The organism is Micromonospora sp. NPDC051925 (assembly GCF_044548625.1).
GTDB lineage: Bacteria > Actinomycetota > Actinomycetes > Mycobacteriales > Micromonosporaceae > Micromonospora.
In genome coordinates, this window is sequence record NZ_JBIUCH010000010.1 from 162,041 (window position 1) to 187,497 (window position 25,457).

Consider the following 25,457-nt stretch of genomic DNA (forward strand, 5'->3'; position numbering starts at 1 on the left):
CTCGCCGTCGGGTCAGCGCTGGACGAAGACCGCCACGCTGCGCGCCGGCACGGTGAAGGTGCCACCCGCCCGGTCGAACGAGGCGGTCCGCAGCACCGGATCGGCCGATCCGGCCAGCACCGGGTGCAGGGTGGTGTCCGTGCCCCGCAGCCCGGTCACCGTCTGCCTCGCCGCCGTCGGGGTGGCGTTGAAGACCACGGTCACCGACTTCCACCGGCCGCCCAGCCCCCGGGCGTCCAGGGTCATGGTGAGCACCCCAGGGGTCTCCTTCGCACCGGACAGCGGGAAGCCGACCCGCTGCTGCACCTGCGCGGCGGTGGACAGCCCGAACACCGGCGAGGACTGCCGGATCTTCAGCAGCTCCACGTACCGGGCGTCGGCCAGGCCGATCGCGGCGCAGTCCGGCACCAGCGACGGATCGGCCAGCAGCGGCTTCGCGTACGACCACTTGTCCTGGTTGTCCGGCGCCGGTGGGAGACCGGCGCCGAACCCGTTGCCCTGGGCGCAGTCCCAGCGGATCTGGTTGAACCAGTCGCCGGAGTTGTACGAGTTGCGGTCCAGCGACTTCGAGCGCAGCCGCTCGGAGCCGGTCGCCACGAAACCGGTCCCCTGCCCGAGGGCGGTGGTGGCCAGGGCCAGCACCTGCATCCGGGCCCGGTCCGCCGCCGAGGTGCCGGTCGGCAGCTTGTACGCCAACGCGTCGTACAGGATCTCGTTGTCGTGCGCGTCGACATAGGTGACCGCCTCACCGGGCGCGGCGGTGTAGCCGGCCGGCGAACCGTTGTAGTCCACCTGCGCCCCGGTGACCCGCCGGCCGGCGGAGTCGGTGAACCGGTAGCCGCGCAGGTTGCCGGTCAGCCCCACCTTGATCAGGTCCTGGGAGTGCAGCAGCCGGGCCTTCTGCTCGGCGGCGGTGCCGTTGACCGGGTCACCGTTGGGGTCGGTGTAGAGGCCCGAGGCGAAGCCCTGCACGCGCGGGTTGCCGTCGAACGGGCCGCCGCCGCGCACCGCGTCGCGGAGCCGGTCGTTGAAGGTGCCGATCCCGGTGCCGGCCATGTTGGCCTGGGTGGCCTGGACGAACCGGGCGTCGTCGGCGACCTCGCCGAAGTTCCAGCCCTCGCCGTAGAGCAGGATCTTCCGGCCGTCCACCCCGTCCCGGGCCGGGGTCAGCCTGTCGAGCGCGGCCCGCACCGCCAGGATGTTCGCCTTCGGGTGGTGACCCATCAGGTCGAACCGGAAGCCGTCCACCTTGTACTGCCTGGCCCAGACGACCAGCGAGTCGACCACCAACTTGCCCATCATGGCGTGCTCGGGCGCGGTGTTGGCGCAGCAGGTCGAGTTGGCGACCGTGCCGTCGTCCAGCAGCCGGTGGTAGTAGCCGGGCACCACCTGGTCCAGGACCGACTTCCCGTCGGTGCCGGCGGCCGAGGTGTGGTTGTAGACCACGTCCATCACCACCCGCAAGCCGGCCCCGTTGACCCCGGCGACCATCCGCCGGAACTCGGTGGTCCGCTTCGCCCCGCTCGGGTCGACGGCGTACCCGCCCTCCGGCACGGTGTAGTGCAGCGGGTCGTACCCCCAGTTGTAGCCGTCGGTGTCGGCGACCGCCGCGACGCACGCCTGCTGCCGGTCGGAGTCCGGCGGCAGTTTCGCCAGGTCGCAGTCGGGCTGTTTCTGGTCGGCCCGCTTCTCCGGAATGGTGGCGAAGTCGAACGCCGGGAGCAGGTGCAGGTAGTTGACCCCGGCGTCGCCGAGCGCCTTCAGGTGCTTCATCCCGGCCGTGTCCGGGTCGGTGAAGGCCAGGTAGGTGCCACGCTGCCCGGCCGGCACCGTGCTGTCGGCGATGGAGAAGTCCCGCACCGACAGCTCGGAGATCTGCGCCTTCGACGCGGGGACCGGGGGCGGCTTGCGCAGCCTGGACCAGCCGGCCGGGGCGAGCGCCGGATCGGCCAGGTCGACGATCTGACTGTGCGTCGAGTCCGGCGCGAGCGCCACCGAGTAGGGGTCGGTGACCGACGCGGTGACCACCTGCTGGGTGGCCGGCTGCCAGGCCTGCACCTGGTACCGGTAGTACCTGCCGGCCCAGTCGCGACTGCCGCGCACCGACCACACACCGGTGCGGTCGTCGCGGCGCATCGGCACCGTGCGCGGCTGCGCCGACGGCGTGTCGAAGAGCTGGAGCGAGACCGTCCGGGCGGTGGGCGCCCAGACCGCGAGGGTCGGCACCCTGCCGGCGAAGGTGACGCCGAGCTGCGCGTCGGTGGCGGCCCGGTAGACGTCGTCGAGCACGCCCGGGATCTGCACCCCGGTCGCGCCCAGCAGCGCGCCCCCGGCGTCGCGTTCGGTGACCACGAGCTGCCCGCGCAGCGCCGCCGGCACCCTGGCCAGGTCGGCCCGGTCGAGACGGAACGCCTGGTGGGCCCACAGGTGCGGGAAGGCCGCGCGCTGGGTCTCGGTGAGCCCGTTGCGCTGCGCCCGCAGCGGCAGCGAGGTGTACGTCCCGGACAGCTCCCCGTCGACCACCCGCACACCACCGGTCGGGGCGACCACCAGGACGTACGTCCTGCCGTCGGTCGGGCCGGTCGCCCAGACGACGGTGGATCGGTCGATCCACTGTGCTTTCTGTTTGGCGATGTCGACGTCCTTCGTCGGGCCGGCGGTCGACGCCGGCAGCAGCCGGCCGGGCACCCCGCCGAGCAGCCAGACCTCGGGCCCGACGCCGACGAGGTCGAGTCGCTGGTCGTCGGGCTGATCCTTGGCGTCGCCCCGGTGGATGATGTAGTTCAGCCCGGTCGCGCCGGCCGCCAGCGGCACCCGGAACAGCGCGCCGAAGGAGTCGATCCGCTCCGGCTCGAGCGGCGTCGACCAGTCGGTCGGGTTGGCCGCGCCGTCCCACAGGTGCAGGCCCCACCCGGTGTAGTCGTTGTCGGCCCTGCGCCAGTGGATGATCGCGGTGCCCGGGTCGACGGCCGGGTCGGGTTCGCCGGTGGCGGCCTGCCGGGTCGGGTAGAGCGCGGGGTCGCCCTGCTTGACCCAGACCTCGCCGGTGGATGTCACGTCGATGGTGCGGTCGGTGGCGACGTCCTTGTTGCCGGCCTTGTCGACCACCAGGAAGCCGACCGACTTCGCGCCGGGCTTGAGCTTGACCCAGGCGAACCGGCCGTACGAGTCCTCCCCGGCGAACGGCTGCCCGGCGGGCCACTCGGTGACGTACGCCGGGTCGAGGTCACCCCAGGCGTAGAGCCCCCAGTCGTCGTAGCCACCGGCCGGACGCTGGTAGTGCACCACCGCCCAGTCCCGCGACGCGCCCTGCGCCGGGGTGCCGACCACACCGGTCGACCGGGTGGCGGCAGTACGTCCCTTGCCGTCGCGCACGACCGCCTTGTACTCGACCCTGGTGCCCCCGGCCAGCCCGGTCAGGTCGTGGTGCACGGTGTACGGCGCGGCGTGCGCGCTGCCCAGCAGGGTCCACTTCCCACCCGCGACCCGGGCGGCGAAGGTGACGGTGGCCAGCGGGTCACCGGTCACCTGGGCGGTGACGGCGGCCCGGGTGGCGACCGGGTCGGCACCCGGCTGGGTGAGGGTCACCGCCGGCTTCGCGGCGGGCTGCGGAACGGCCCGGCCGGCCTTGAGCACCACGGCCGACATGGCCGGCACGGTCAGGCTCAGCTTCCCGTCGGCACCGGTGTCCGCGGTGGCCGCGCCGCCGTAGATGCCGGTGAAGGTGGTGCCGGGCGACCAGGTGTCCACCGGGACAGTCTGCGCGGTGCCGGCGTTGTTCACCGCCACCAGGTACTCGGTGCGGTCGGCCGGGGCGATCCGGGAGAAGGCGAAGACACCCGCCCCGTCGGCGGCGTACCGGGTGACCTGGACCCCGTCGCGCAGTCCGGTGTGCGCGGCCCGTAGCCGACCCAGCTCGGCGATGGTGCGGTACAGCGGGTGGGTGGTGTCGAACTGGTCGCTGGCGTGGGTGCGGGTGGTGCCGATCAGGTCGTCGTCGAGGTAGTCCGCCGTCCGGGTGGCGAACATGTCCTGCCGGGCGTCCTTGTCCCCGCCGGGGCCGGTGAAGCCCTGCTCGTCGCCGGAGTAGACGACCGGCTGGCCCCGGGTGAGGAACATCAGCTGGTGGGCGAGCTGGTCCCGGTTGAGCTGGCTGGCGTCGTCCCCACCGGCGGCGGCGACGAACGAGCCGATCCGGCCCATGTCGTGGTTGCCGAGGAAGGTGGTCAGCCGGGTGGCGTCGGTGTCCCGCGCGGCGTACAGCGGGTCCTTGGCGTACACGTCGGCGAGCGCCTTCGCCGAACCGTCGGCGGTGGTGTAGCCGCGCGCCGCCTCCTGGAAGGAGAAGTCCAGGGTGGCCGGCAGGCCGCCGCGTCGCACATAGGTGGAGGTGACCTCCTGGTCCGCGCTGTAGACCTCACCGAACATGAAGAAGTCCTTCTTCCCCGCCCGGTCGGCCGCCCGCTTGATGCCCTGGCTGAACTGCGGCCAGAAGTCGAGGTTGACGTGCTTGACGGTGTCCAGCCGGAAGCCGTCGACGTCGGTGCTGGCGATCCAGTCGCCGTACGCCTTGGTCAGCCCCTCGACCACCTCGGGACGCTCGGTCCACAGGTCGTCCAGGCCGTAGAAGTCGCCGTACTCGCTGTTCTCCCCGGCGAAGGTGGAGTCGCCCCGGTTGTGGTACATCGTCGGGTCGTTCAACCAGGCCGGCACCTTGACGCTCGCGTCGGCTCCGGTGGCGAAGGTCGGCGTGTACGGGCCGGCGTCGGTGGTCACCTTCGGGAAGGCCCGGGTGCCGTCGGCGTAGTTGCGGTCCTCGAACTCCCGCCCCTGCGCGTCGGTGTACGGCGTGGTCTTCTTGTCGACGTAGGCGTACCTGTCCTCGGCGTACCTGATGACGTCGGCGGTGTGGTTGACGATGACGTCGAGGTAGACCTTGATGCCGCGCTCGTGTGCCAGCTTGACCAGCCGCTTCATCTCCTCGTTGGTGCCGAAGTGCGGGTCGACCTGGGTGAAGTCGGTGATCCAGTAGCCGTGGTAACCGGCGGAGACGTCCGCGCCGGTGCCCTGGACGGGACGGTTCTTGAAGATCGGGGCCAGCCAGATGGCGGTGGTGCCGAGGCCCTGGATGTAGTCGAGCCTGTCGATGACGCCCTTGAGGTCGCCACCGTGGTAGAAGCCCTTGTCCGTCGGGTCGAGACCGGTGCGGAGCCGGTCACCGGTCAGGCCGCCGGTGTCGTTGCGGCGGTCGCCGTTGGCGAACCGGTCCGGCAGGACGAAGTAGAACTGTTCGGCGCGGCACTTGCCGGTGCCGGCGGAGAGCAGGGCCTCGGTGGAGGGTTCGGCACCCCACTGGGCGGCGCCGGCCGCCGCGAGGGCGTCGACGGTGGACGGTCGGTCGGTGGCTTCGGCGCCGAGTTGGTGGACGACGACCGGGGCACCGACGAGAGCAAGGGTGAGGGTGGAGACCAGGGCGAGCAGCGCCTTGCGCGGCAGCGGCGGGGGTTTCATCGACGGCCTTCCTATGGTCGCTGATTCGCCCGCACGCTAGCCCTTGCCGAAAGGTTCTGCAATACCTTGCAAACCAAGTCGCAACAAAGCAGCAACCTTGCAGAGAGCACGCTCTCGGCGCACGGATCAGAGGCCGGAGCAGGCCGTGCCGTCGACCGTGCAGCGCGAGGGTCGGATGCTGCCACCGGTGTTCTCGAAGTGGAACCGGAACGGCACCGTGGCACCCGGCCCGACGTCCACCCCACTGGTGTACGTGAACACCCCGCCGGACATCCGGGGGCTGCCCTGCGGAGCGCCCTCCACCCACGAGGTGACCAGCCGACTGCCGGCCGGCGGGACCAGCCGGACCGTCCAGGGCCGGGACACCCGGTCACCGTTGCGCAGCAGCACCTCGCCGATGAACGCCTCGTTGTTCCAACTGTCCAGCACGCTGAACCGACCGCTCATCGGCGAGGACGGCGGCGGTGGCGGCGGCGTGGTCGGCCGGGGCTGCGCCGCACCCCCGTCGGCGGGCGGCGGGACGACCCCACCGGCAGGCGGGGGAAGCGCGTCGCCCCCGGCCGCCGGCTCATCCGGTACGACGTCGGCGGGCAACTCGACCAGGGGTGGATCGGTGCGGCGGGGCGTCAGCCCGGGGACGACGGGTTCAGGCAGGTTCGCGGCCACCCGCGCCGGATTGGTCGTGCCCAGCTCGGGCAGCGAGTAGGTCGGCGCGGGGTCGACCGGCCGGGCGTCGAAGGCCGGACCACGGCCCCGGTACGACGCCAGGGCGACGATCAGGAGCACCACCATCACCAGCACACCGGTGGCGACCACGACCCATGGCGACGACGCCAGCGCACCCGCTCCGTGTGCTCGCGGCTGCGCGCGACGCATGCCGGACATGACCCTCCCTGGTCGGCCCCGTCCGAGAAGAGTAACGATTCAGGCGATTGTCGGAAAGTGCCCGACGTCCGGAGATTGTCCTAACCGGACAGATCGCCGGCCCGGTCAGCCCCGCACCCGCAGCGCGTCCACCTGGAAGTAGATGCCGTTACGCTTGACCGCCCAGATGGTGTACTTCCCACGGGGCAGATCCTTGACGCTGAAGACCGTCTGCTGCGGTTTGTACCGGTCCGCCCGCGCGCTCACCCGCTGCTGTTTCACCGGCCGGCCACCGGCGTCGACGATCCACACGTCGGCGTCACCGTAGTCGGGGTCCCGCGAGGTGATGTAGTCCAGCCCGGTGCCGGTGAACGTGAAGCCGAAGGCATCCCCGTCGTGGATGGTGTAGTGCACGTCGTTGTGGTGGTCGCCGAACGGCCGGTCCCGGGAGACCGCCCACCGACCCCGGTAGGTGATGCCCGGGGCGTCGTCGTTGAGCAGCGTGCTCGGCGTCGGCGAGGGTGCGGCGGCCGACGACGTCACGGACGCCGATGGCGTCGCCGACCGGGACGCGGTGGGCGTCCGCCCGGCCGGGGACGGCGCGGTGCCGGGCCACCCACCGGACTCCCGCCGGGTCCGGGTGGGCGACGGAGACGGAGACGGCAGGACCGACGCGGTCGCCACCGGCACCCCCGGCACCATGACGGCCTCGCTGCGCGAACCGGCGCCGTGCTCGGTGTAGGGGTCGTGGCCGATCACCGCCACCAATGCCTTGACCAGCAGGAAGAGCAGCACGAGCACCCCGATCGAGGCGAGCATCCAGGGCATCGCGGCGACCGCGTGAGGCACCCGAGACGTCCACCGTGTCCAGCGCGTCCCCGGCATGATCCTCCTCGGTCGACCCCCGTACGCAGAGATTAGCGACCGTCCAGTACAGATGGTCACAGGGGGCCGGACGCCGGTCGAGGGCTCCGCTGCCGGTCACGGCGTCACCAGTCGCCCTCACCGGTCGTCGGAAGACCTCATCGGGGCGGGATGCGCACCTCGATCTCCGCGCCGAGCCGCGCGTCACCGGTCAGGTCGAGGTCGTCGCCGCTCCAGAACCGGCCCGGGTCGTACCAGTTCGGCCGGCGGCCGGGCGACAGCAACCCCATCGCCTCGTACGTCACCGCCACCACCTCGGCGCAGTACGCGGTCTCCAACGCGCGGTCCCCCGTCGGCAGCCCGGACCGCTCGTCGACCGGCGCGTCGTCCCGGTCCCGCCGACCCGGCAGCGGCAGCCGCACCCGGGGTACCCGCCCCCGGGCCCACCGCCAGGCCAACTGGGCGGTGGAGGGGAACGGAGTGCCGTCGAGCCGGGCCACGGTCTGCAGCACCGCCTGCTCCATCGCCGGATCGGCCGACGGTTCGAGCTGGCGCAGCCAGGCCCGCTGGCCGTACCGGTTGGCCCAGACGCAGACCGCGTCACGCAGGTCGTGCAGCTGCACACCGCGCTGGTGACTGCCGGTCCACATGTCCCGCAGCGACCGTCCCAATTCGGCGTGCCACATCAGCGGGGGCATGTCGTCCAGCACCACCGCCATGCCGACGTGGTTGACGGGACTGTTCGTGGTGAACTGGATGGCCCGGTCCGGCACGCTGCGGCCACGGAACACCCAGACGTCACCGGTGCGGGTCAGGTCGACGGCCTCGTCCAGGCTGATGCTCATGAGCGTCTACCCTAGGCCGATGCGGCAACGGATGCAGTGGTGGAAGGTCCTCGGGTTGGCCGGTCTCGCGGGTGTCGCCGCGACCGGGGTGGTCGTCGCCCGCGCCGAGCGGCGTCGTCGCGCGTACACCCCGGAGGAGATCCGGGACCGGTTGCGCGAGCGGCACGCCCAGGCCACGAAGCCCGGCGACCGGCCGGCCTGATCCGCCCGGGGACGCCCCGGGCCGGCCTCCCGGGCTGCCCGGGGTGGGTGTCCCCGCGCGCGGCGACGCTGCGGGCCCACCGCCGCGGACTCCGGCGTGGCCTGCCGTGGTGCTGTCCACCGGGGTGCCTGGGGACAGCTGAACCGGCCTGTGGGTAAGTAGGCTCCGGGCATGAACGGCACCATCGCGGAGCAGCCCTTCGTCCTGTCCCCGCCCAGTGCACCGGTCGAGCGGCACGGCCGGGTCGACCTGCACCTGCCGGCCGGCGACGGCTCCCACCCCGCCGTGGTGCTGGTGCACGGCGCACCGCTTCCGCCGGGCACGGCCGATCCCCGCGACTGGCTGCTCTACCAAGGCTACGGGGCGCTCCTCGCCGAGCAGGGCCTGGTCGCCGCCGCGCTCAGCTACCAGGTGACCGACCTGGCCGAACTGCCGGCCACCGCCGACGACATCGCCGCCCTGGTCGAACTGGTCCGGGCCGATCCCCGGGTCGACGCGGAGCGGGTGGTGCTCTGGTTCTTCTCCGGCGGGAGCCTGCTCGCGGCGGACTGGCTGCGTGCGGCACCGCCGTGGCTGCGCGGGATCGCGTTGACCTATCCGCTGCTCGTCCCGCTGCCCGGTGGGGAGGTCGACCCGCGTTTCCTGCCGGTCGGCGCGCTCGACGGCGGCGGAACGACTCCGGTGGTGCTGACCCGGGCCGGGCGGGACAAGATCCCGCAGGTGCTGACCGGCATCGCCGACTTCCTCGACGCCGCGGCCCGGACGGGTCGGGCGGTGCGGGTGGTGGACGTACCGGACGGCCAGCACGCCTTCGACATCCTGGACCACACCGCGCAGTCCCGGGAGGCCGTCCAGACGGCCCGGGATGCGGTAGTGGACCTGCTCCGCGCCACCTGACGCCGGTACGCCGCGACTCGCACCGGGTCCGGGCGAGTGCACTTATGTCCGGTTCATCCCACGGCGCGCTGGTCGGTGGCGACCGCCATGTCCCGTTCGCGCCCGGTGTCGGGTGACCGGGGCCACCCCCACGGCGGAATCGCCGCCGGGGCCGGGGCGTTGTACATGGCATACCACCGCCACTCCCCCACTCGGGAGGGCCCCGGAACACCGGCCGTGGAATGCGGCCGCCACCGGGTTGGTTACACCCCCGCCGGACGCCCGAGCAGGTCCCCCCGATCGCCGGACGATCCCGCTGACCTTCCCCCTTCCCTCGGCGACGCCCACCCCCTTCCGGGCGCCCGCCGCACCCCCGACGCAGAGGAGCACGCCACCATGCGTACCGACATCCTGCGTAAGACCGCCCTGACCGCTGCCGGCCTCGCCTTCACCACCGGCGCGATCGCCGGCCCGTTGACCGCCGCCCACGCCGCAGAGGCCCGGACCGGCACGCCCGCCGCGTCGGTGCAGGCCGACCGCAGGCCGTCCGGCGAGCGTGAGCTGAAGGTCGACTACGAGGCGCAGCCCAACTTCTACTACTGCGGCCCGGCCGCCACCCGCAACGCCCTGTCCGTGCAGGGCAAGGTCATCGACGTGGACGGCATGGCCAAGGTGATGGGCACCACCGAGGACGGCACCGACAGCATCAACGACATCACCCCGGTGCTGAACAAGGAGACCGGCCGGAAGGCGTACGAGAGCACCGAGATCCGCAGCGCCAAGGCCGACGGGAAGCAGACCGACGAACTGCGTGCCGACATCGTGCGCACCGTCGACGACGGCCGGGCCGTGGTGGCCAACATCGCCGGCACCGCGGTGGACACCGACGGCAACGCCCACTCCTTCGAGGGTGGCCACTACATCAGCGTGGTCGGCTACCGCGACGGTGGAAAGACCGTGACGATCGCCGACTCGGCCAACCCGAACACCGCGTCCTACCGGATCAGCGTGGACAACCTCGCGGACTGGATCGCGACCCGCGGCTACTCGTCCTGACCAGCACACATCGGGCCGACCCCCACCCGGGGGTCGGCCCGATCGTCGTCGGCACGGCCGGCTCCCCCGTCGGCCCGCTCCGCAGGCCCGGCCGCCGGCCGTGGCGGTTCAGCGGTCGGTGCCGGCCCCGACCGGCTCGGCCTCGTCGGTGGCCGTCGTCGACTCCAGCCGGTGGGCGCGGCGGCGCAGCCACCAGGTGCTGCCCAGACCGGCGAGGACCGCCAGGGCCAGACCGGCCCAGGAGATGTCCTTGAGCCAGTGCTCGGCCACCCGGCCGAGGCTGTAGAGCAGGTAGGTCGTGCCGAAGGCCCAGACCAGCCCGCCGGCCGCGTTGGCCACCAGGAAGCGGCGGTACGGCACGTGCAACGCGCCGGCCAGCGGCCCGGCCAGGATGCGCAACAGGGCGACGAACCGGCCGAAGAAGACCGCCCAGACACCGTGCCGGGCGAAGCTCTGCTCGGCGCGGGCGAGTTGTGCCGGGCCCAGGTGCTTCGGGAAGCGCCGGCCCAACCGGGCCAGCAGCGGACGACCGCCGCGCCGACCGACCGCGTAACCGACCGAGTCGCCGACGATCGCGCCGAAGGCCGCCGCCGAGGCCACCCAGTGCGGCTCGACCACGCCGGTGGCGGCCAGCAGCGCGGAGCTGACCAGCACGATCTCACCGGGCAACGGGACACCCATGCTCTCGACGCCGATCACCCCGGCGACGATCAGGTAGATCGCGACCGGGGGAAGCGCGGAGAGCCAGTGCTGAACGTCGACCACCGCGGCACCCCTTCCGACCCGACCTCGAACCCTACCCGCGCCGGCCCGCCGGGGTGGGGCACTCGTCGCGGCACCGACCGACGGTGATCCCGGTGCGGTCCCCTGCCGGCCGACGTGATGGCAGCGGCAAGCGCTGATCCCGACCTCGTCGCCCTGCCCTGGCCTGCCCGGTTGCGGACCAACTCAGCTCAGCGAGCCTGGAGCAGGCCACGTTCGGCCATGAAGGCGCGCAACGTCTCGGCGTCCTCGGCGGACATCAACCGGCGGGGGATCACGGTCGCCGGCATCCGGCCGACGTACACGATCCAGAACTCGGGGGTGTCCCGCACCTGGGCGACCCCGTCCCAGGCGATGCCGCCGGACTCCGAGCCGCTGCGCATCATGATGTTGTCGTCGGTGATGTCGTAGCCACCCTCGACCGCGTAGCCGCTGGAGCGGCGTCGGGCCCGCCACCGCACCCACGGCGCGTACAGCATCGACAGCAGGCCACCCACGAGCAGCACCAGCCACAGCGACGAGATCCGGTCACCCCAGGAGAAGCCCCACGAGACGGCGGCCCCGACCGCCCCGACCGCCGCCAGCACCGCGCCGATGGCACCGAATCTGCGCAGCCGCACGCTGCTGAGCACTGCGGCCACCCGGCCCGGGTAGGCGGGATCGGCCGGGACGTCGAAACGGATGTGCACGCCAGAACGATAGTGTGGCGCGCCGCCGGACGCTCAGTCGAGGCAGAACTCGTTGCCCTCGACGTCCTGCATCACCAGGCACGACTCGTCGTACCCGTCGGCGTTCAGCAGTCGTACCCGGGTCGCGCCGAGCGCGACCAGTCGCGCACCTTCGGCCTCGAGCACGGCCACCCGCTCGTCACCCGCCAGCCCGGTGCCGACCCGTACGTCGAGATGCAGCCGGTTCTTGACGACCTTGCCTTCGGGTACCCGCTGGAAGAACAGCCGCGGACCCACCCCCGAGGGATCGACGCAGGCGAACGCGGAACCCTGCCGCTCGGGCGGCAGCGCGCGGTCGAACTCACCCCAGTCGGCCAAGCCCTCCGGTGGCGGCGGCACGACGTACCCCAGCACCTCGCACCAGAACCGGGCGACCCGCTCGGGCTCCGCGCAGTCGAAGGTGACCTGGAACTCCCTGACCGATGCCATCGGACCACCATAGAGGTCAGGTCCGACACCGACGCCCGAACCGCTCAGCCGCCCGGCGGGGCGACGGACTCCAGCGGGGCGACGAACTCCAGCCGGTTGCCGTGCGGGTCGGCGGTGTGGAAGCGGCGCATCCCGGGTAGTTCGTGGTCACCCCAGGTGACCGGATACCCCGCGCCGGTGAGTCGGTCGGCGAGCGCGTCGAGGTCGGGGCGGAGCAGGGCCGGGTGCGCCTTGCGGGCCGGCCGGAAGTCGTCCTCGACGCCGAGGTGCAGTTCGGCCTCGTACCCGGTGAACCAGCAACCGCCGCGAGCGGCGAGTGCCGGTGGTTTGGGCTTCTCGGTCAGGCCGAGGATGCCGACGTAGAAGGCCCGGGAGGACTCCTCGGTGCCGGGTGGGCAGGCGAGCAGCACATGGTGGATCATGGTGACACCTCCTCGTCCCGAACCCTGGCACGAGGTTGCGTCGATAGCAAGACGGACGTACGGTTTTGTTGATGACGACGAATCGGCAGTAAGTGTCACCTAACCTGGGCAGCGTTCCGCCCGGTGCGACAGACTGCTCAGGACTACTCACGGTCGCTGGTGTGAAGGAGTACGACGTGGCGAGCCTCGACACCTTCGGTGCGAAGACCCAGCTACGCGTCGGAGACGCGAGCTACGAGATTTTCAGGATCGGCCAGGTGGCGGGGCACGACCGACTGCCCTACAGCTTGAAGATCCTGCTGGAGAACCTGCTGCGGACCGAGGACGGCGCGAACATCACCGCCGACCACATCGCGCAGCTCGGCGCGTGGGACCCCGACGCGGACCCGAGCGTGGAGATCCAGTTCACCCCGGCGCGGGTGCTGATGCAGGACTTCACCGGCGTACCCTGCGTGGTCGACCTGGCCACCATGCGCGAAGCCGTCCGTGACCTCGGCGGCGACCCCAGCAAGGTCAACCCGCTGGCCCCGGCCGAGCTGGTCATCGACCACTCCGTCATCGCCGACCTGTTCGGCCGCGAGGACGCCTTCGCCCGCAACGTCGAGCTGGAGTACGAGCGCAACAAGGAGCGCTACCAGTTCCTGCGCTGGGGCCAGACCGCGTTCAACGAGTTCAAGGTCGTCCCCCCGGGCACCGGCATCGTGCACCAGGTCAACATCGAGTACCTGGCCCGGACGATCATGGAGCGCAACGGGCAAGCGTACCCGGACACCGTGGTCGGCACCGACTCGCACACCACGATGGTCAACGGCCTGGGCGTGCTGGGCTGGGGCGTCGGCGGCATCGAGGCCGAGGCCGCGATGCTCGGCCAGCCGGTCAGCATGCTGATCCCCCGGGTCGTCGGCTTCAAGCTGCACGGCGAGATGCCGGCCGGCACCACCGCCACCGACCTGGTGCTCACCATCACCGAGATGCTGCGCAAGCACGGCGTGGTCGGCAAGTTCGTCGAGTTCTACGGCCCCGGCGTCAGCGCCGTGCCGCTGGCCAACCGGGCCACCATCGGCAACATGTCCCCCGAGTACGGCTCCACCGTCGCGATCTTCCCGATCGACGCCGAGACCGTCCGCTACCTGGAGCTGACCGGCCGCGACGCGTCCCAGGTCGCGCTCGTCGAGGCGTACGCCAAGGAGCAGGGCCTCTGGCACGACCCGGACCACGAGCCGGAGTACTCCGAGCGGCTGGAGCTGGACCTGGGCACCATCGAGCCGTCCCTGGCCGGGCCGAAGCGCCCGCAGGACCGGGTGCCGCTGGGGGCCGCCAAGACGCTGTTCCGCTCGGCGCTGACCGACTACGTCGCCGACGACTCCGGTGAGCGCGACCTGAAGCCCGGCGTCGCCCGTGAGCAGCTGCCCCGGGGCACCAACGGCCCGGCCGACGAGGCCAGCGCCGAGTCGTTCCCGGCCAGCGACCCGCCGGCCAACGACTCCAGCGACCCGGCCGACGAGCCGCGCGACCTCGAGACCGCCGCGGTGGGCGCCGGTGGCCGGGCCAGCAACCCGATCCGGGTGACCGGCACCGACGGCGTCGAGTACGAGCTGGACCACGGGGCCGTGGTGATCGCGGCGATCACCTCCTGCACCAACACCTCCAACCCGCAGGTGATGATCGGCGCCGCGCTGCTGGCCCGCAACGCCGTCGACAAGGGCCTGTCCCGCAAGCCGTGGGTCAAGACCACCCTGGCGCCCGGCTCCAAGGTCGTCATGGACTACTACGAGCGCGCCGGCCTGACGCCCTACCTGGACAAGCTCGGCTTCAACCTGGTCGGCTACGGCTGCACCACCTGCATCGGCAACTCCGGCCCGCTGCCGGAGGAGGTCTCCGCCGCGGTGAACGAGGGCGACCTGGCCGTCGTGTCGGTGCTCTCCGGCAACCGGAACTTCGAGGGCCGGATCAACCCGGACGTCAAGATGAACTACCTGGCGTCCCCGCCGCTGGTGGTCGCGTACGCGCTCGCCGGCACGATGGACATCGACCTGGCCAACGAGCCGCTCGGCGAGGACGCCCAGGGGGAGCCGGTCTACCTGCGCGACATCTGGCCGAACAGCGCCGAGATCCAGGACGTCATCGCCCAGGCGATCGGCGCGACCGGGTTCAGCGCCGCGTACGCCGACGTGTTCGCCGGTGACGAACGCTGGCAGTCGCTGCCCACCCCGACCGGCGACACCTTCGCCTGGGCGGACGAGTCCACCTACGTCCGCAAGCCCCCGTACTTCGAGGGCATGCAGCAGGAGCCGAGCGCGGTCGTCGACATCAGCGACGCCCGGGTGCTGGCCAAGCTGGGCGACTCGGTGACCACCGACCACATCTCCCCGGCCGGCGCGATCAAGGCCGACTCCCCCGCCGGCACGTACCTCGCCGAGCACGGCGTGCCGCGCCACGAGTTCAACTCGTACGGCTCCCGCCGGGGCAACCACGAGGTGATGATCCGGGGCACCTTCGCCAACATCCGGCTGCGTAACCAGTTGCGGATCCCGGGCGTCGGTTCCGATGCGGGAGCTGCGCTCCCTGAAGGCGGTTTCACGGTCAACCACCTGACCGGCGAGCAGACCACCATCTACGACGCCTCCACCGCCTACCAGGCCGCCGGCGTCCCGCTGGTCATCCTGGCCGGCAAGGAGTACGGCTCCGGTTCGTCGCGGGACTGGGCGGCCAAGGGCACCATGCTGCTCGGCGTCCGGGCGGTCATCGCCGAGTCGTACGAGCGGATCCACCGGTCGAACCTGATCGGCATGGGCGTGCTGCCGTTGCAGTTCCCGGTGGACACCACCGCCGAGTCGCTCGGGCTCACCGGCACGGAGACCTTCTCCATCACCGGGGTGACCGCGCTCAACGACGGCGAGACCCCGCGTACGGTGCGGGTCACCACCGACACCGGCGTGGAGTTCGACGCGGTGGTCCGGATCGACACCCCCGGTGAGGCGGACTACTACCGCCACGGCGGCATCCTGCAGTACGTGCTGCGCCGCATGATCGCCAGCTGACCTGCGGAGTGCGAACGGGCCCCTTCCGGACGGAAGGGGCCCGTTCGTCATGGCGGGGTCACCGGGCACACCGCGCGGCCCACGCGGGTCCGGTCAGTGGCCGCCGGCCGCACGTCGCCGGGAGTGCCGGGTCTTCATGGCGTGTTCCAGCAGGGTGATGAGCACGTCCCGGCCGGACTCCCGCCGCCGGGCGTCGCAGAGCAGCAGCGGCACCTCCGGGTCCAGGTCGAGCGCCACGCGCACCTCGTCGAGGCCGAAACGTCGGGCACCCTCGAAGCAGTTCACCGCCACCACGAACGGGGTGCCCCGCCCCTCGAAGTAGTCGATGGAGGGGAAGCAGTCGGCCAGCCGCCGGGTGTCGGCCAGCACCACCGCGCCGAGCGCACCCACCGCCAACTCGTCCCAGAGGAACCAGAAGCGGTCCTGCCCGGGGGTGCCGAAGACGTAGAGCACCAGATCCCCGCTGATGGTGATCCGGCCGAAGTCCATCGCCACCGTGGTGGTGCTCTTGCGTTCCACTCCGGACAGGTCGTCGACCCCGATGCCCGTCTCGGTCAGCACCTCCTCGGTGCGCAGCGGACGGCTCTCGCTCACCGCCCCGACCAGCGTCGTCTTGCCCGCCCCGAAACCGCCCGCCACCAGAACCTTGAGCGCGGTGGGCAGCACCCGCGCCCCCGCCGGACGTTCAGAGTGCCCGTAGTCCATTGATCACCGCCTCGTAGATGCTCTCGTCTTTCACGCCGGCCGGCTCCCGGGGTTCCTGTACCCGGACCAGGTCCCGCTCCACCAGGTCACCGAGGAGCACCCGTACGGTGCCCACCGGCAGGTCCAGTCGGGCGGCGATCTCGGCCACCGACTGCATACTCTGGGTCAGCGCCACTATCGCCACGTGCTCGGGCCCCAGCCCGCCTTCCTCGACGGCGTTCGTCCGGGTCGCCGTGACCAGCGAGATCAGGTCGAACGAGCCCACCGGGCGGGCCCGGCCCCGGGTGACCGCGTACGGGCGCACCACGGGGCCCGCGTGGTCGTCGACCCACCGCTCCTCCGAGGCGCCGTCGCCCTCACCGGCCATCGCGGTCAGCTCCCGCCGGACGGCTGGTCGACACCCCGAACCGGTGACGCCACGTACTTGCCCACCCGGGCGACAAGCATCGCCATCTCGTACGCGATCAGGCCGACGTCGGCGTCCGTGCCGGCCAGCACGGCCAGGCACGCGTTCGGCCCGGCCGCGGTGACGAACAGGAACGACGACTCCATCTCGATGATGGTCTGCTGGACCTGCCCACCACCGAATCGTTTGCCGGCGCCCCGGGCCAGGCTCTGGATGCCGGCGGCCATCGCGGCGAGGTGTTCCCCGTCGTCCCGGCCCATCCCCTGGGACGCGGCCATCAGCAGGCCGTCGGTGGAGAGCGCGACGGCGTGCTCGGCCTGCTTCACCCGGCCGACCAGATCGTCCAGCAACCACGTCAGGTCGGCACCGGATGCCGTCGTCTGCCCCACTCGTCGTCCTCTTCCCCGGCGGTTCCGCCGTGCTCGGTTGCCGTTCCCCGTCGTCGGCGTCGCATCCGTCGCGACGTCGTCAGGTTGCCGGGCTGTTTCCGTCGTCCGACCGGTCACCGGTGCGGGTGCCGTCCAGCAGACGGGCCGCGTCGGTCCGGCCGCGTCGGGTACCCGACTGGTAGGCGCTCATCATCTGGCGCACCTGGTCGGGCGCGCGTCGCCCCGCACCACCGGCCCCGGTCTCCCCACCGGTCGGGGAGGCCCGCAGTTCGGGTGCCAGGTTCGCCTGTCGAACCCGCACCGGCAGGCCGGCGTCGGTCACCGGCCCCTCCACAGTAGGCGACGACGAGCCGCCACCGTCGTCCACCGTCCACCCGCCCCGGGCCGCCGGGGCAACCGGGTCCGGCCCGCCCGACCGGTCCGACCCGGGCCCGGCGGTGACCGCCGGGCCGCTGACCGGTCCGCCGGTGGTCGGCCCGCCGCTGACCGGTTCGTTCGCCTGCCGCCCGTCGGTGTGCGGTGGGCCGGTGACCGACCGGTCCGCCGCCGGCCGCTCCGAGGTGGACGGCCGGCGGCCGGTCACCGGCAGACCGGTCGGGACGGTCGGCGCGGTCAGGGCGTCCTGCGGCGAGGGTCGCTTACGGGACCGGGTCGGCAGACCGGCCGGGGTCACGACGCCCGACGACGGTGCGGCCACCGGGGCCACGGGTGGCGCTTCGCCGGTCACCGGCGGAGCGTCACCGGGGGCGGCCGGGACGTCGGCGATGACCGGCAGCGCGCCGGACTGGCTCGGGTCGCCCGGTACGACCAGCTCCGACGGGATCAGCACCACGGCGGTCGTCCCGCCGTAGGCGGACTCCTTGAGCTGTACCTTCACCCCGTGCCGCTCGGTCAGCCGGCTCACCACGTACAGCCCGAGCCGGGCGGCGTCGGCCAGGTTCAGCTCGGACCGGTCCACGATGCGGCGGTTGGCCGCGACCAGTTCCTCCCCGGTCAGGCCCAGACCACGGTCCTCGATCTCGATGGCGAACCCGGCGGACACCAACTGGCCCCGCACCTCGACCGTGGTGTGCGGCGGCGAAAAGGACAGTCCGTTCTCGATCAGCTCGGCGAGCAGGTGGATCACGTCGCCGACCGCCCGGCCGGCGAGCGCGACCGGCCCGAGCGGCAGCACGTCCACCCGGGTGTAGTCCTCGACCTCGGCGACCGCGCCGCGGACCACGTCCACCATGGGCACGTTGCGCCGCCAGGCCCGGCCGGGGGTGGCGCCGGAGAGCACGATCAGGTTCTCCGCGTTACGACGCATCCGGGTGGCCAGGTGGTCGACCCGGAACAGGTCCTCCAGCTCCTCGGCGTCGTGTTCCCGCCGCTCCATCGCGTCGAGCAGGGTGAGCTGGCGGTGCACCAGCGCCTGGGTACGCCGGGCCAGGCTGAGGAAGACCCCGCGCACGTTGCGGCGCAGCTCGGCCTGTTCCACCGCGGTCCGCACGGCGGTCTCCTGTACGGCGTTGAAGGCCCGCCCCAGCTGGCCGATCTCGTCGTCGCCGAAGTCCAGCGGTGGGGCCTCGCGGGCCACGTCGACGTTCTCGCCGTGGCCGAGCCGGTCCACCACGCCGGGCAGCCGCTCGTGCGCCAGCCGCAGCGCGGCGTCACGCAGCCGCGCCAACTGGCGGACCAGGTGCCGGGCGGTGCTGATCGACATCACGATCGAGGCGACCACGGCGATCAGACCGAGGCCGGCGGCGAGCACCATCCGGACGATGACCCCCACCGCGACCGGGGTGGCCCGGTCGATGAGCCCGTCGCCGACGGTCACCGCGAAGTCCACCTGGGCCTGCAACGCCGGCCCGACGGTCGACTGCCACTCCTCGGCGGTCAACGGCAGAGCGGTCCCCGACCGGGACTGCTGGATCACCCGGTCCTCCAGCACCCGGAACCGGGCCACCGCATCCGAGCCGGCGAGCTGGTCGTACCGGACCCGGTCGGTCGGCGACAGCTCGGCGACCGCCTCCGCGGTCTGGTAGCGCTGGGCGCCGACCAACTGGGTGAAGCGGGCGTACTCGTCGCCGGTCATCCGGCCCGCTGCGAGCACGCCGGTGATCAGGGCGTCCTGCTGGGAGATCAACTCCCGTACCTGGTAGAGGTCGACCAGGGTCTCGCCCTCCGCGGCGATCCGCACGTCGTCGAGCTGGCCGAGCGAGCCGTACATCCGCAGCACCGCGGCGAGGATCGAGGTGTACGCGGCGGACGCCTCGGCCCGGTTGAACCCGGCGTCGCGCACCGACTCACGGACGCCGGTCAGACCACTCAGGCCGGTCAGCACCTCGTCCACCCGGCGGCGGGTGTCGTCCCCGGTGGCCAGTTCGGCCTGCCAACTGCCCACCGAGGTGCCGAAGGCATCCGCCACCTGGTCGGTGCGCTGCCACTGGGTGGCCAACGCGTCGAGTTGCCGCTGGCCACGCTCACCCAGGTAGGCGTTGGCGAGCCGACGCTCGTCCTGCAGGGCGGTGAGCAGCGACTCCCCCGGGTCGGCGACCCGGCTGTTGAGGGTCTGGACCCAGAGCAGGTTGAAGCCGTCCCGAACGGTCACCCAGGCCGCGAAGGACCAGAGCGCGACGAGCGAGGTGAGCAGGGCGACGATTTTGGTACGCAGACGCGTGCTGCCGGAACCCATCACACCGCCCCCGGGCCGGACCGTGGCCGCCGGACGCGGGACGCGTCACGACACACCTGAACCCGGCGCACGCTAGCAGTCGGCACCACCATCGCTCAAGCTTTGCTGATCATGACGACGGGGCCGGTGCCGCAGGTCCAGGGGCGATTGTGGCCATCATGGATCGTACCGGCGCGACGACGAGCCGGCCGGTCCGTCGGCCCGGCGACGGCCCGGCAGGGTGCGGGGCACGGGTGGGCGACCCACCGGCCGAGGGGCCGGCCGACCCCGAACGCGGGCGCGCGGCATCCCGCTGTGCCAGGCTCATGGGCATGGACGACAAGACCATCCTGCACCGGATCTCGGAACTGGTCGACGAGGAGCACCGACTCCGCTCGACGGCCCAGGCCCACGAATCCGGCACCGACGACGAGGCCAAGGAACGACTGCGCGCGCTGGAGGAGTCGCTGGACCAGTGCTGGGATCTGCTGCGTCGCCGCCGGGCGGCCCGCGAGGCCCACGGCGACCCGGAGGCACAGGGTGCCCGACCGGTGTCGGAGGTCGAGCGCTACCTCCAGTGAACACCCGACGCCCCGGACGGCCGGCGGCCGTCCGGGGCGTCGCCGGTTCAGCGCACCCCCGCCTCGCGCAGCAGCATCCCGGTGAGTTCGGCCGGTTCGGTGTCGGCGGCGGGCAGCCCCCGGGCGGTGAACCAGGTGGCCACCACCTGGACGTCGCGGGCCAGGAACTCCGGCCCCTGCGGGTTGGCCACCACGTCGACCACCTGCGGGAGATCGATCATGACGAGCCGCCCGGCATGCACCAGCAGGTTGTACGGCGACAGGTCGCCGTGGGCGTAGCCGGCCCGCGCCAGCACCACCAGGGCGTCCACCAACTGCTCCCAGAGTGAGCGCAGCTGCGCCGGGTCGGGGCGTACCTGGGCCAGCCGGGGCGCGGCGGTCCCCTCGTCGGGGTCACCGACGAACTCCAACATCAACTCGGTGCCGAGCAGCTGCACCGGGTACGGCACGGCGATCCGCCCGGACTCGACGCCGATCTCCCAGAGCCGGGACAGCGCGGCGAACTCGGCCGCGGCCCACTGACCGGCGATCATCTGCCGGCCGAACGCCGTGCGTCCGGCCATCGCCCGGTTCTCCCGGGACCGGCGCACCCGGCGTCCCTCCAGGTAGCCGGCGTCGCGGTGGAAGAGCCGGTGCTGGGCGTCCCGGTACCGCTTGACGGCCAGCAGGCAGGACCGGTCGGTGTCGGGCACCGCGCGGCGGACGAGGTGGACGTCCGCCTCCTTGCCGGTCTTGAGCACACCGAGTTCGGTGTCCCGGGCGGCCAGCTCGGTGACCAGCCACTCCGGGTGTGGTTCGGGCCCGTGCACGGCCTCGTCCCAGGAGGACCAGCGGTCCTCGGGGTCGGGTGCGTCGTCGGGCTCGGCGCGGGCCGGCTGCGGCGGCCGGCCGTACGTCAGGAAGGGGGTCTCGTCGTCGTCGAAGCGGCTCTTGCCGCGGCCACGGCGCTGCGGCGCCGGGAGGTCGTGTTCGCGCACGGTGCTGGTGATCCCTTGGTCGAGGCTGGTGAGGGCAGGTGGTGTGACCCTGCGAATACGGCCATGACCGACCTCCTCTCCTCGACCGGGCCCCGCCCGGCTGCGCGTGCCTGCGCGGGCCCATGCTGGCCGACGCCCCGAGCGGGGCGCAACCGAATTACCCGCCGGCGAGCACCACCGAGACCGCCGCGATCAACGAGTCGACGGTACGGGTGGGGGCGAACCGGTCGTCGGTCCAGGTCCGGCCCCGGTGCAGCCAGACGCTGGGCAGGCCGACCGCGGCGGCCCCGCCGATGTCCGCCTCCGGGCTGTCGCCCACCACCCACGCGCCACGCAGCGGCATCCGGGCCCGCTGGGCGGCCAGCGCGAAGATCCGGGGATTCGGCTTGCTGACCCCGGCCTCCTCGGAGATCACCCAGTCGGCGATGTAGCGGTCCAGGCCGGTCTGCCGGATCTTGGCGTCCTCCAGCCGGACCGAGCCGTTGGTGACCACCACCGGCAGCCAGCCGGCGTCGTCGGCGATCCGCAGCGCGCAGGCGACCAACGGATCCAACCGGGTGTACCCGACCACCCCGTCGTGCAGCTCCTCGACCAGGTCGATGGAGGGGATCCGCAGCGCGTACCGGTCCCGGATGGCATCGGCGATGTCCCACCGGTCGGTCAGCCCGTCGGCGTCGATGGAGAGCAGCCAGTCGATGTCGGTGTGCGGTGCGCCGATCTCGGCCAGGAAACCCTCGGCCCAGGCGCGGAACGGCCCGGCCCGATCGAGCAGGGTGTTGTCCAGGTCGAGCAGGAGCAACGGCACTGAGGCACCTTACGGGAGAGAGGTCCGCCGCCGACAGGGTCGAGCCGCCGGCCGGCGACCGTCGGGCAGCCGACGTCGGGCGGGCACAACGGGCGGGTACGGGGAGGTGACCGGGGCTGTCGGCACAACCGATCCTAACCGGACGGGCGTCCGGCAGGCGGAGGCGACGGGCAATAGCAAGCCGTACGTACGGTTTGCCTTGCGGAGGGTCACCTGCGACGATCGACCCGTGCCCAGAGTAAGTCAGGATCAGCTCGATGCTCGCCGCCAGGAGATCCTCGGCGCGGCTCGGGCCTGTTTCGCCCGACACGGCTACGAGGGAGCCACCGTACGCCGGCTGGAGGAGGCGACCGGGCTGTCCCGGGGCGCCATCTTCCACCACTTCCGGGACAAGGACTCGCTCTTCCTCGCCGTCGCCGAGGACGACGCCGCCGTGATGGTCGAGACGGTGGCCCGCAACGGCCTGGTCCAGGTGATGCGGGACCTCCTGGCCCGCGCGGTCTCCCCGGACACCACCGGCTGGCTGGGCAGCCAACTGGAGGTGTCCCGCCGGCTGCGTACCGACCCGGCCTTCGCCCAACGCTGGGCCGAACGGTCCGCCGCCATCGCCGAGGCGACCCGGGACCGGCTCGTCCGACAGCGCGAGGCCGGTGTGCTCCGCGAGGACGTCGGCATCGACGTACTGGCCCAGTTCCTGGAACTCGCGTACGACGGGCTGGTGCTGCACCTGGCGATGGGGCGGCCCGCCGGCGACCTCGGGCCGGTGCTGGACCTGGTCGAGGAGGCCGTCCGCCGACGCTGACCCCACCGTGCCGATGCCCGCTGACCCGACGCCCCGCTGTCGTCCCGACCACCGACGACCTGACACCCCGCTGTCGTCCCGACCACCGACGACCTGACACCCCGCCGTCGTGCCGCGGCACCCGTCGGACGGCCGGCGGCAGGGCGCGTCTCGGCTCGGTAACTCACCCCCCGCACCGCTGCCGACGTGGCGGGGCTGCTCCACAATGAGGCCGCGATTCCCCTCGCGCGACAGGAGCAGCCCATGAACACCCTCGCCGCATCGGGCGACACCTGGGGCATCCCCGGACCGCTCTTCCTCAAGCTCTACCTGTTGGTGGCCGTCGTCGCCGTGGTCGCCACGGTGCTGCACCGCCGCCGGCTGACCGCCGGCCCCGACTCAGTCGGCGCCGACCAGCTCGGGCCGCAGCAGGTGGCCTACCTCAACGGTGGCGATCAGCTCGCCGTCTGGGCGGCGCTGGGCGGCCTGCGCGGGGCCGGCGCGATCGACGTCCAACCGGACCGCCGGTTGATCGCCGCCGGCCCGACCCCGGCCGGCGCCACCCCGCTGGACCACGCCATCCGGTACGCCGCCCGCCAGCCGATCGCCGCCCGGGAACTGCGTCGCCACTCCGGAGTGGCCCGCGCCCTGGAGCAGCTGCGGCAGGGGTTGGAGCAGCGTGGCCTGCTGATCGACGCCGACGGCATCCGGGCGCTGCGTCGAGGGCGGAACCTGCTGCTGGCGCTGCTGGCCGTGGGCGTGGTGCGACTGGTCGCCGGCCTGGTCAACGGACGACCCGTCGGTTGGCTGCTGCTCGCCCTGCTCGGGGTCGGCGTGACGTTCGCCCTGGTCGCCCGTACGCCCCGCCGGACCAGGGCGGCCAACGTGGCGCTGCGCGGCCTGCGCCGCAGCAACATCCACCTCTCCCCCGGCTCCGCCCCGGCGTACGCGACGTACGGTGCGGCCGGCGCGGCGATGGGCGTGGCGCTGTACGGCACCATCTCGCTCTGGGCGCTCGACCCCGGCTTCGCCGAGCAGGCGGAGATCCAGCGGCAGGCGCTGAACGCCAGCAGCGGCAGCGGCTACTCGTCGTCGACGGGCACCTCGTGCGGCGGCAGCTCGTCCTCCTGCGGGGGCGGCAGCTCGTCCTCCTGCGGCGGTGGCAGCTCCTGCGGCGGCGGGGGGTGCGGCGGGTGACCGGGCCGAGCGGGGTGGGCATCGGCTGGCGACCGGAGATCGCCGGGTTCGTCGCCGAGCTGCCGGGGTTGCGTTTCGTCGAGGTGGTGGCGGAGTCGCTCGCCCCGGGCAGGCCGCTCCCACCCGGCCTGGCCACGCTGCGGGAGGCCGGGGTCACCGTCGTACCACACGGAGTGCGGCTCTCCCTGGGCGGCGCGGAACCGGTCGACCCGGCCCGGGTGACGCACCTGGCCCGGGTGGCCGAGCTGGTCGACGCGCCGCTGGTCAGCGAGCACATCGCGTTCGTCCGGGCCGGTGGCCTGGAGGCGGGCCACCTGCTGCCGCTGCCGCGTAGCCGGGAGGCGGTCGCGGCGGTGGTGGCGAACGTCCGGCGTACGCAGGCGGAGCTGCCGGTGCCGCTCGCGTTGGAGCCCATCGCCGCGCTGTTCGACTGGCCCGACGACGAGCTGGACGAGGCGGACTTCCTCACCGAGATCCTCGACGCCACCGGGGCGGGGCTGCTGCTCGACGTGGCCAACGTGTACGCCAACGCCCGCAACCGGGGCGAGGACCCACAGGCCCTGCTGGACCGGCTGCCGCTGGACCGGATCTCCTACGTGCACGTGGCCGGCGGGTCCGAACACGGCGGGCTCTACCACGACACGCACACCGACCCGGTGCCCGCCGAGGTGCTGGAGCTGGTCGGCGCGCTCTGCGCCCGACGCAGTCCGCCCGCGCTGCTGCTGGAACGCGACGGCCACTACCCGCCCGCCGCCGAGCTACGGGCCGAACTGGACGCCCTCGCCGTCGCCGCCGGCCACCCGGTCGTCACATGAACCCGGCCGACCCCACCCCACCGGCCGATGCCGTCCCGCCGGCCGACCGGATCCCACGGGCACGGCTGGCCCCACCGGACGGGTTGGCCGCCCGACAGGCCGCGCTGGTCGCGACCCTGGTCGCGGGGGCGCCGATGCCCGCCGGCTTCGCCGCCGACCGGGTCGACGCCGCCAGGCTGGCCCTGCTGCGCAAGCGGGCCGGGGAGGTCGCCCGACACTGGCCACTGCTCGCCACCGGCCTCGGCGACGCCTGGTGGCGCACCTTCCGCGACTGGGCTGCCGGCCGACCCACCGCCGGGTCGCTGCGCGACGGCTGGGACCTCGCCCGCGACCTGCGGAAGCGGGGGGCGCTCCCGCCGCTCGGCGCGGAGGAGTTGGCCATCCGGGAGGCTGCCGACCACTACGACGGGCGGCAGCCGCCACGCCACCGCCGGCTGCCGGCGCTCGCCCGCACCGGCGGCGCCGTCGCCCTCCAGGTCGCCGGTCGGGTACGCCTGTTGCGCCCGGCCCGCCGCTGACCCCCACCGACCCACGGGGACCTCGTCCGC

At 72.8% G+C, this 25,457-nt stretch carries 23 protein-coding genes; 9 read left to right on the top strand and 14 right to left on the bottom strand.

Annotated elements, in window-relative coordinates:
• Nucleotides 1–12: 12 nt before the first annotated feature.
• From pulA to ACIG87_RS15850, 4 genes are all read right to left on the bottom strand, one after another.
• The gene (gene pulA, locus ACIG87_RS15835) at nucleotides 13–5,511 is read right to left on the bottom strand and encodes a pullulanase-type alpha-1,6-glucosidase (RefSeq protein ID WP_396851229.1); all 5,499 of its coding nucleotides are present in this window, start codon (nucleotides 5,509–5,511) and stop codon (nucleotides 13–15) included.
• Between the two features lie 126 nt (nucleotides 5,512–5,637).
• A complete protein-coding gene (locus ACIG87_RS15840; RefSeq protein WP_396851230.1) occupies nucleotides 5,638–6,396 on the bottom strand; it encodes a cellulose binding domain-containing protein in 759 nt (252 codons plus the stop codon).
• A gap of 105 nt (nucleotides 6,397–6,501) precedes the next feature.
• Nucleotides 6,502–7,224, bottom strand: coding sequence for a hypothetical protein (locus ACIG87_RS15845; RefSeq protein WP_396851231.1), 723 nt, complete (start codon nucleotides 7,222–7,224; stop codon nucleotides 6,502–6,504).
• A gap of 173 nt (nucleotides 7,225–7,397) precedes the next feature.
• The gene (locus ACIG87_RS15850) at nucleotides 7,398–8,084 is read right to left on the bottom strand and encodes a hypothetical protein (RefSeq protein ID WP_396851232.1); all 687 of its coding nucleotides are present in this window, start codon (nucleotides 8,082–8,084) and stop codon (nucleotides 7,398–7,400) included.
• A 19-nt stretch (nucleotides 8,085–8,103) separates the two neighbouring features.
• Between ACIG87_RS15850 and ACIG87_RS15855 the strand changes: the two genes are divergently transcribed.
• The 3 genes from ACIG87_RS15855 (at nucleotide 8,104) to ACIG87_RS15865 (ending at nucleotide 10,218) form a co-directional block, all read left to right on the top strand.
• Nucleotides 8,104–8,286, top strand: coding sequence for a hypothetical protein (locus ACIG87_RS15855; RefSeq protein WP_396851330.1), 183 nt, complete (start codon nucleotides 8,104–8,106; stop codon nucleotides 8,284–8,286).
• 171 nt (nucleotides 8,287–8,457) lie between these two features.
• Nucleotides 8,458–9,183, top strand: coding sequence for a dienelactone hydrolase family protein (locus tag ACIG87_RS15860; protein ID WP_396851233.1), 726 nt, complete (start codon nucleotides 8,458–8,460; stop codon nucleotides 9,181–9,183).
• A 375-nt stretch (nucleotides 9,184–9,558) separates the two neighbouring features.
• The gene (locus ACIG87_RS15865) at nucleotides 9,559–10,218 is read left to right on the top strand and encodes a C39 family peptidase (protein WP_396851234.1); all 660 of its coding nucleotides are present in this window, start codon (nucleotides 9,559–9,561) and stop codon (nucleotides 10,216–10,218) included.
• A 108-nt stretch (nucleotides 10,219–10,326) separates the two neighbouring features.
• Here ACIG87_RS15865 and ACIG87_RS15870 read toward each other — a convergent pair whose 3' ends face one another.
• The 4 genes from ACIG87_RS15870 to ACIG87_RS15885 form a co-directional block, all read right to left on the bottom strand.
• Nucleotides 10,327–10,983 (bottom strand): DedA family protein, encoded by a 657-nt coding sequence (locus ACIG87_RS15870; protein WP_396851235.1) that lies wholly within the window; start codon nucleotides 10,981–10,983, stop codon nucleotides 10,327–10,329.
• Between the two features lie 188 nt (nucleotides 10,984–11,171).
• Entirely contained in the window at nucleotides 11,172–11,669 is a 498-nt protein-coding gene (locus tag ACIG87_RS15875) for a YcxB family protein (RefSeq protein WP_396851236.1), read from the bottom strand.
• Nucleotides 11,670–11,702: 33 nt separating this feature from the next.
• Nucleotides 11,703–12,137, bottom strand: a complete 435-nt coding sequence (locus ACIG87_RS15880) for a VOC family protein (RefSeq protein WP_396851237.1) — start codon at nucleotides 12,135–12,137, stop codon at nucleotides 11,703–11,705.
• Between the two features lie 44 nt (nucleotides 12,138–12,181).
• Nucleotides 12,182–12,559: a VOC family protein gene (locus ACIG87_RS15885; RefSeq protein ID WP_396851238.1), complete on the bottom strand. Its 378-nt coding sequence runs from the start codon at nucleotides 12,557–12,559 to the stop codon at nucleotides 12,182–12,184.
• A 161-nt stretch (nucleotides 12,560–12,720) separates the two neighbouring features.
• On the opposite strand from ACIG87_RS15885, the gene ACIG87_RS15890 reads away from it, so the two are divergent.
• On the top strand, nucleotides 12,721–15,600 hold the full coding sequence (locus ACIG87_RS15890) for an aconitate hydratase (protein ID WP_396851239.1): 2,880 nt from the start codon (nucleotides 12,721–12,723) through the stop codon (nucleotides 15,598–15,600).
• 93 nt (nucleotides 15,601–15,693) lie between these two features.
• Here the strand turns inward: ACIG87_RS15890 and ACIG87_RS15895 are convergent, their stop codons facing one another.
• The 4 genes from ACIG87_RS15895 to ACIG87_RS15910 all read right to left on the bottom strand — a co-directional run bounded on the left by ACIG87_RS15895 (nucleotide 15,694) and on the right by ACIG87_RS15910 (nucleotide 19,774).
• Nucleotides 15,694–16,305: a GTP-binding protein gene (locus ACIG87_RS15895; RefSeq protein WP_396851240.1), complete on the bottom strand. Its 612-nt coding sequence runs from the start codon at nucleotides 16,303–16,305 to the stop codon at nucleotides 15,694–15,696.
• Nucleotides 16,286–16,672 carry a DUF742 domain-containing protein gene (locus ACIG87_RS15900; RefSeq protein ID WP_396851241.1) on the bottom strand — a complete coding sequence of 129 codons (387 nt, stop codon included), beginning with the start codon at nucleotides 16,670–16,672 and terminating at the stop codon, nucleotides 16,286–16,288. Before ACIG87_RS15900 ends, ACIG87_RS15895 begins: the two co-directional genes overlap by 20 nt.
• A 5-nt stretch (nucleotides 16,673–16,677) precedes the next feature.
• The gene (locus ACIG87_RS15905; RefSeq protein WP_396851242.1) at nucleotides 16,678–17,100 is read right to left on the bottom strand and encodes a roadblock/LC7 domain-containing protein; all 423 of its coding nucleotides are present in this window, start codon (nucleotides 17,098–17,100) and stop codon (nucleotides 16,678–16,680) included.
• Nucleotides 17,101–17,179: 79 nt separating this feature from the next.
• On the bottom strand, nucleotides 17,180–19,774 hold the full coding sequence (locus ACIG87_RS15910; RefSeq protein ID WP_396851243.1) for a nitrate- and nitrite sensing domain-containing protein: 2,595 nt from the start codon (nucleotides 19,772–19,774) through the stop codon (nucleotides 17,180–17,182).
• A 305-nt stretch (nucleotides 19,775–20,079) separates the two neighbouring features.
• Between ACIG87_RS15910 and ACIG87_RS15915 the strand changes: the two genes are divergently transcribed.
• Complete coding sequence (locus ACIG87_RS15915; RefSeq protein WP_396851321.1) at nucleotides 20,080–20,334, top strand: DUF2630 family protein; 255 nt, start codon at nucleotides 20,080–20,082, stop codon at nucleotides 20,332–20,334.
• Between the two features lie 47 nt (nucleotides 20,335–20,381).
• Here ACIG87_RS15915 and ACIG87_RS15920 read toward each other — a convergent pair whose 3' ends face one another.
• Together ACIG87_RS15920 and ACIG87_RS15925 are read right to left on the bottom strand one after the other, a co-directional pair.
• Entirely contained in the window at nucleotides 20,382–21,233 is an 852-nt protein-coding gene (locus ACIG87_RS15920) for a serine protein kinase RIO (RefSeq protein ID WP_396851322.1), read from the bottom strand.
• A 235-nt stretch (nucleotides 21,234–21,468) separates the two neighbouring features.
• Nucleotides 21,469–22,116 carry an HAD family hydrolase gene (locus ACIG87_RS15925; protein WP_396851244.1) on the bottom strand — a complete coding sequence of 216 codons (648 nt, stop codon included), beginning with the start codon at nucleotides 22,114–22,116 and terminating at the stop codon, nucleotides 21,469–21,471.
• Between the two features lie 229 nt (nucleotides 22,117–22,345).
• On the opposite strand from ACIG87_RS15925, the gene ACIG87_RS15930 reads away from it, so the two are divergent.
• The 4 genes from ACIG87_RS15930 (at nucleotide 22,346) to ACIG87_RS15945 (ending at nucleotide 25,427) form a co-directional block, all read left to right on the top strand.
• Complete coding sequence (locus tag ACIG87_RS15930) at nucleotides 22,346–22,918, top strand: TetR/AcrR family transcriptional regulator (RefSeq protein ID WP_396851245.1); 573 nt, start codon at nucleotides 22,346–22,348, stop codon at nucleotides 22,916–22,918.
• Nucleotides 22,919–23,161: 243 nt separating this feature from the next.
• A complete protein-coding gene (locus ACIG87_RS15935; protein WP_396851246.1) occupies nucleotides 23,162–24,094 on the top strand; it encodes a TIGR04222 domain-containing membrane protein in 933 nt (310 codons plus the stop codon).
• Nucleotides 24,091–24,909: a DUF692 domain-containing protein gene (locus ACIG87_RS15940; protein WP_396851247.1), complete on the top strand. Its 819-nt coding sequence runs from the start codon at nucleotides 24,091–24,093 to the stop codon at nucleotides 24,907–24,909. The genes ACIG87_RS15935 and ACIG87_RS15940 overlap by 4 nt, the downstream gene beginning before the upstream one ends.
• On the top strand, nucleotides 24,906–25,427 hold the full coding sequence (locus tag ACIG87_RS15945) for a hypothetical protein (RefSeq protein WP_396851248.1): 522 nt from the start codon (nucleotides 24,906–24,908) through the stop codon (nucleotides 25,425–25,427). The genes ACIG87_RS15940 and ACIG87_RS15945 overlap by 4 nt, the downstream gene beginning before the upstream one ends.
• Nucleotides 25,428–25,457 lie beyond the last annotated feature (30 nt).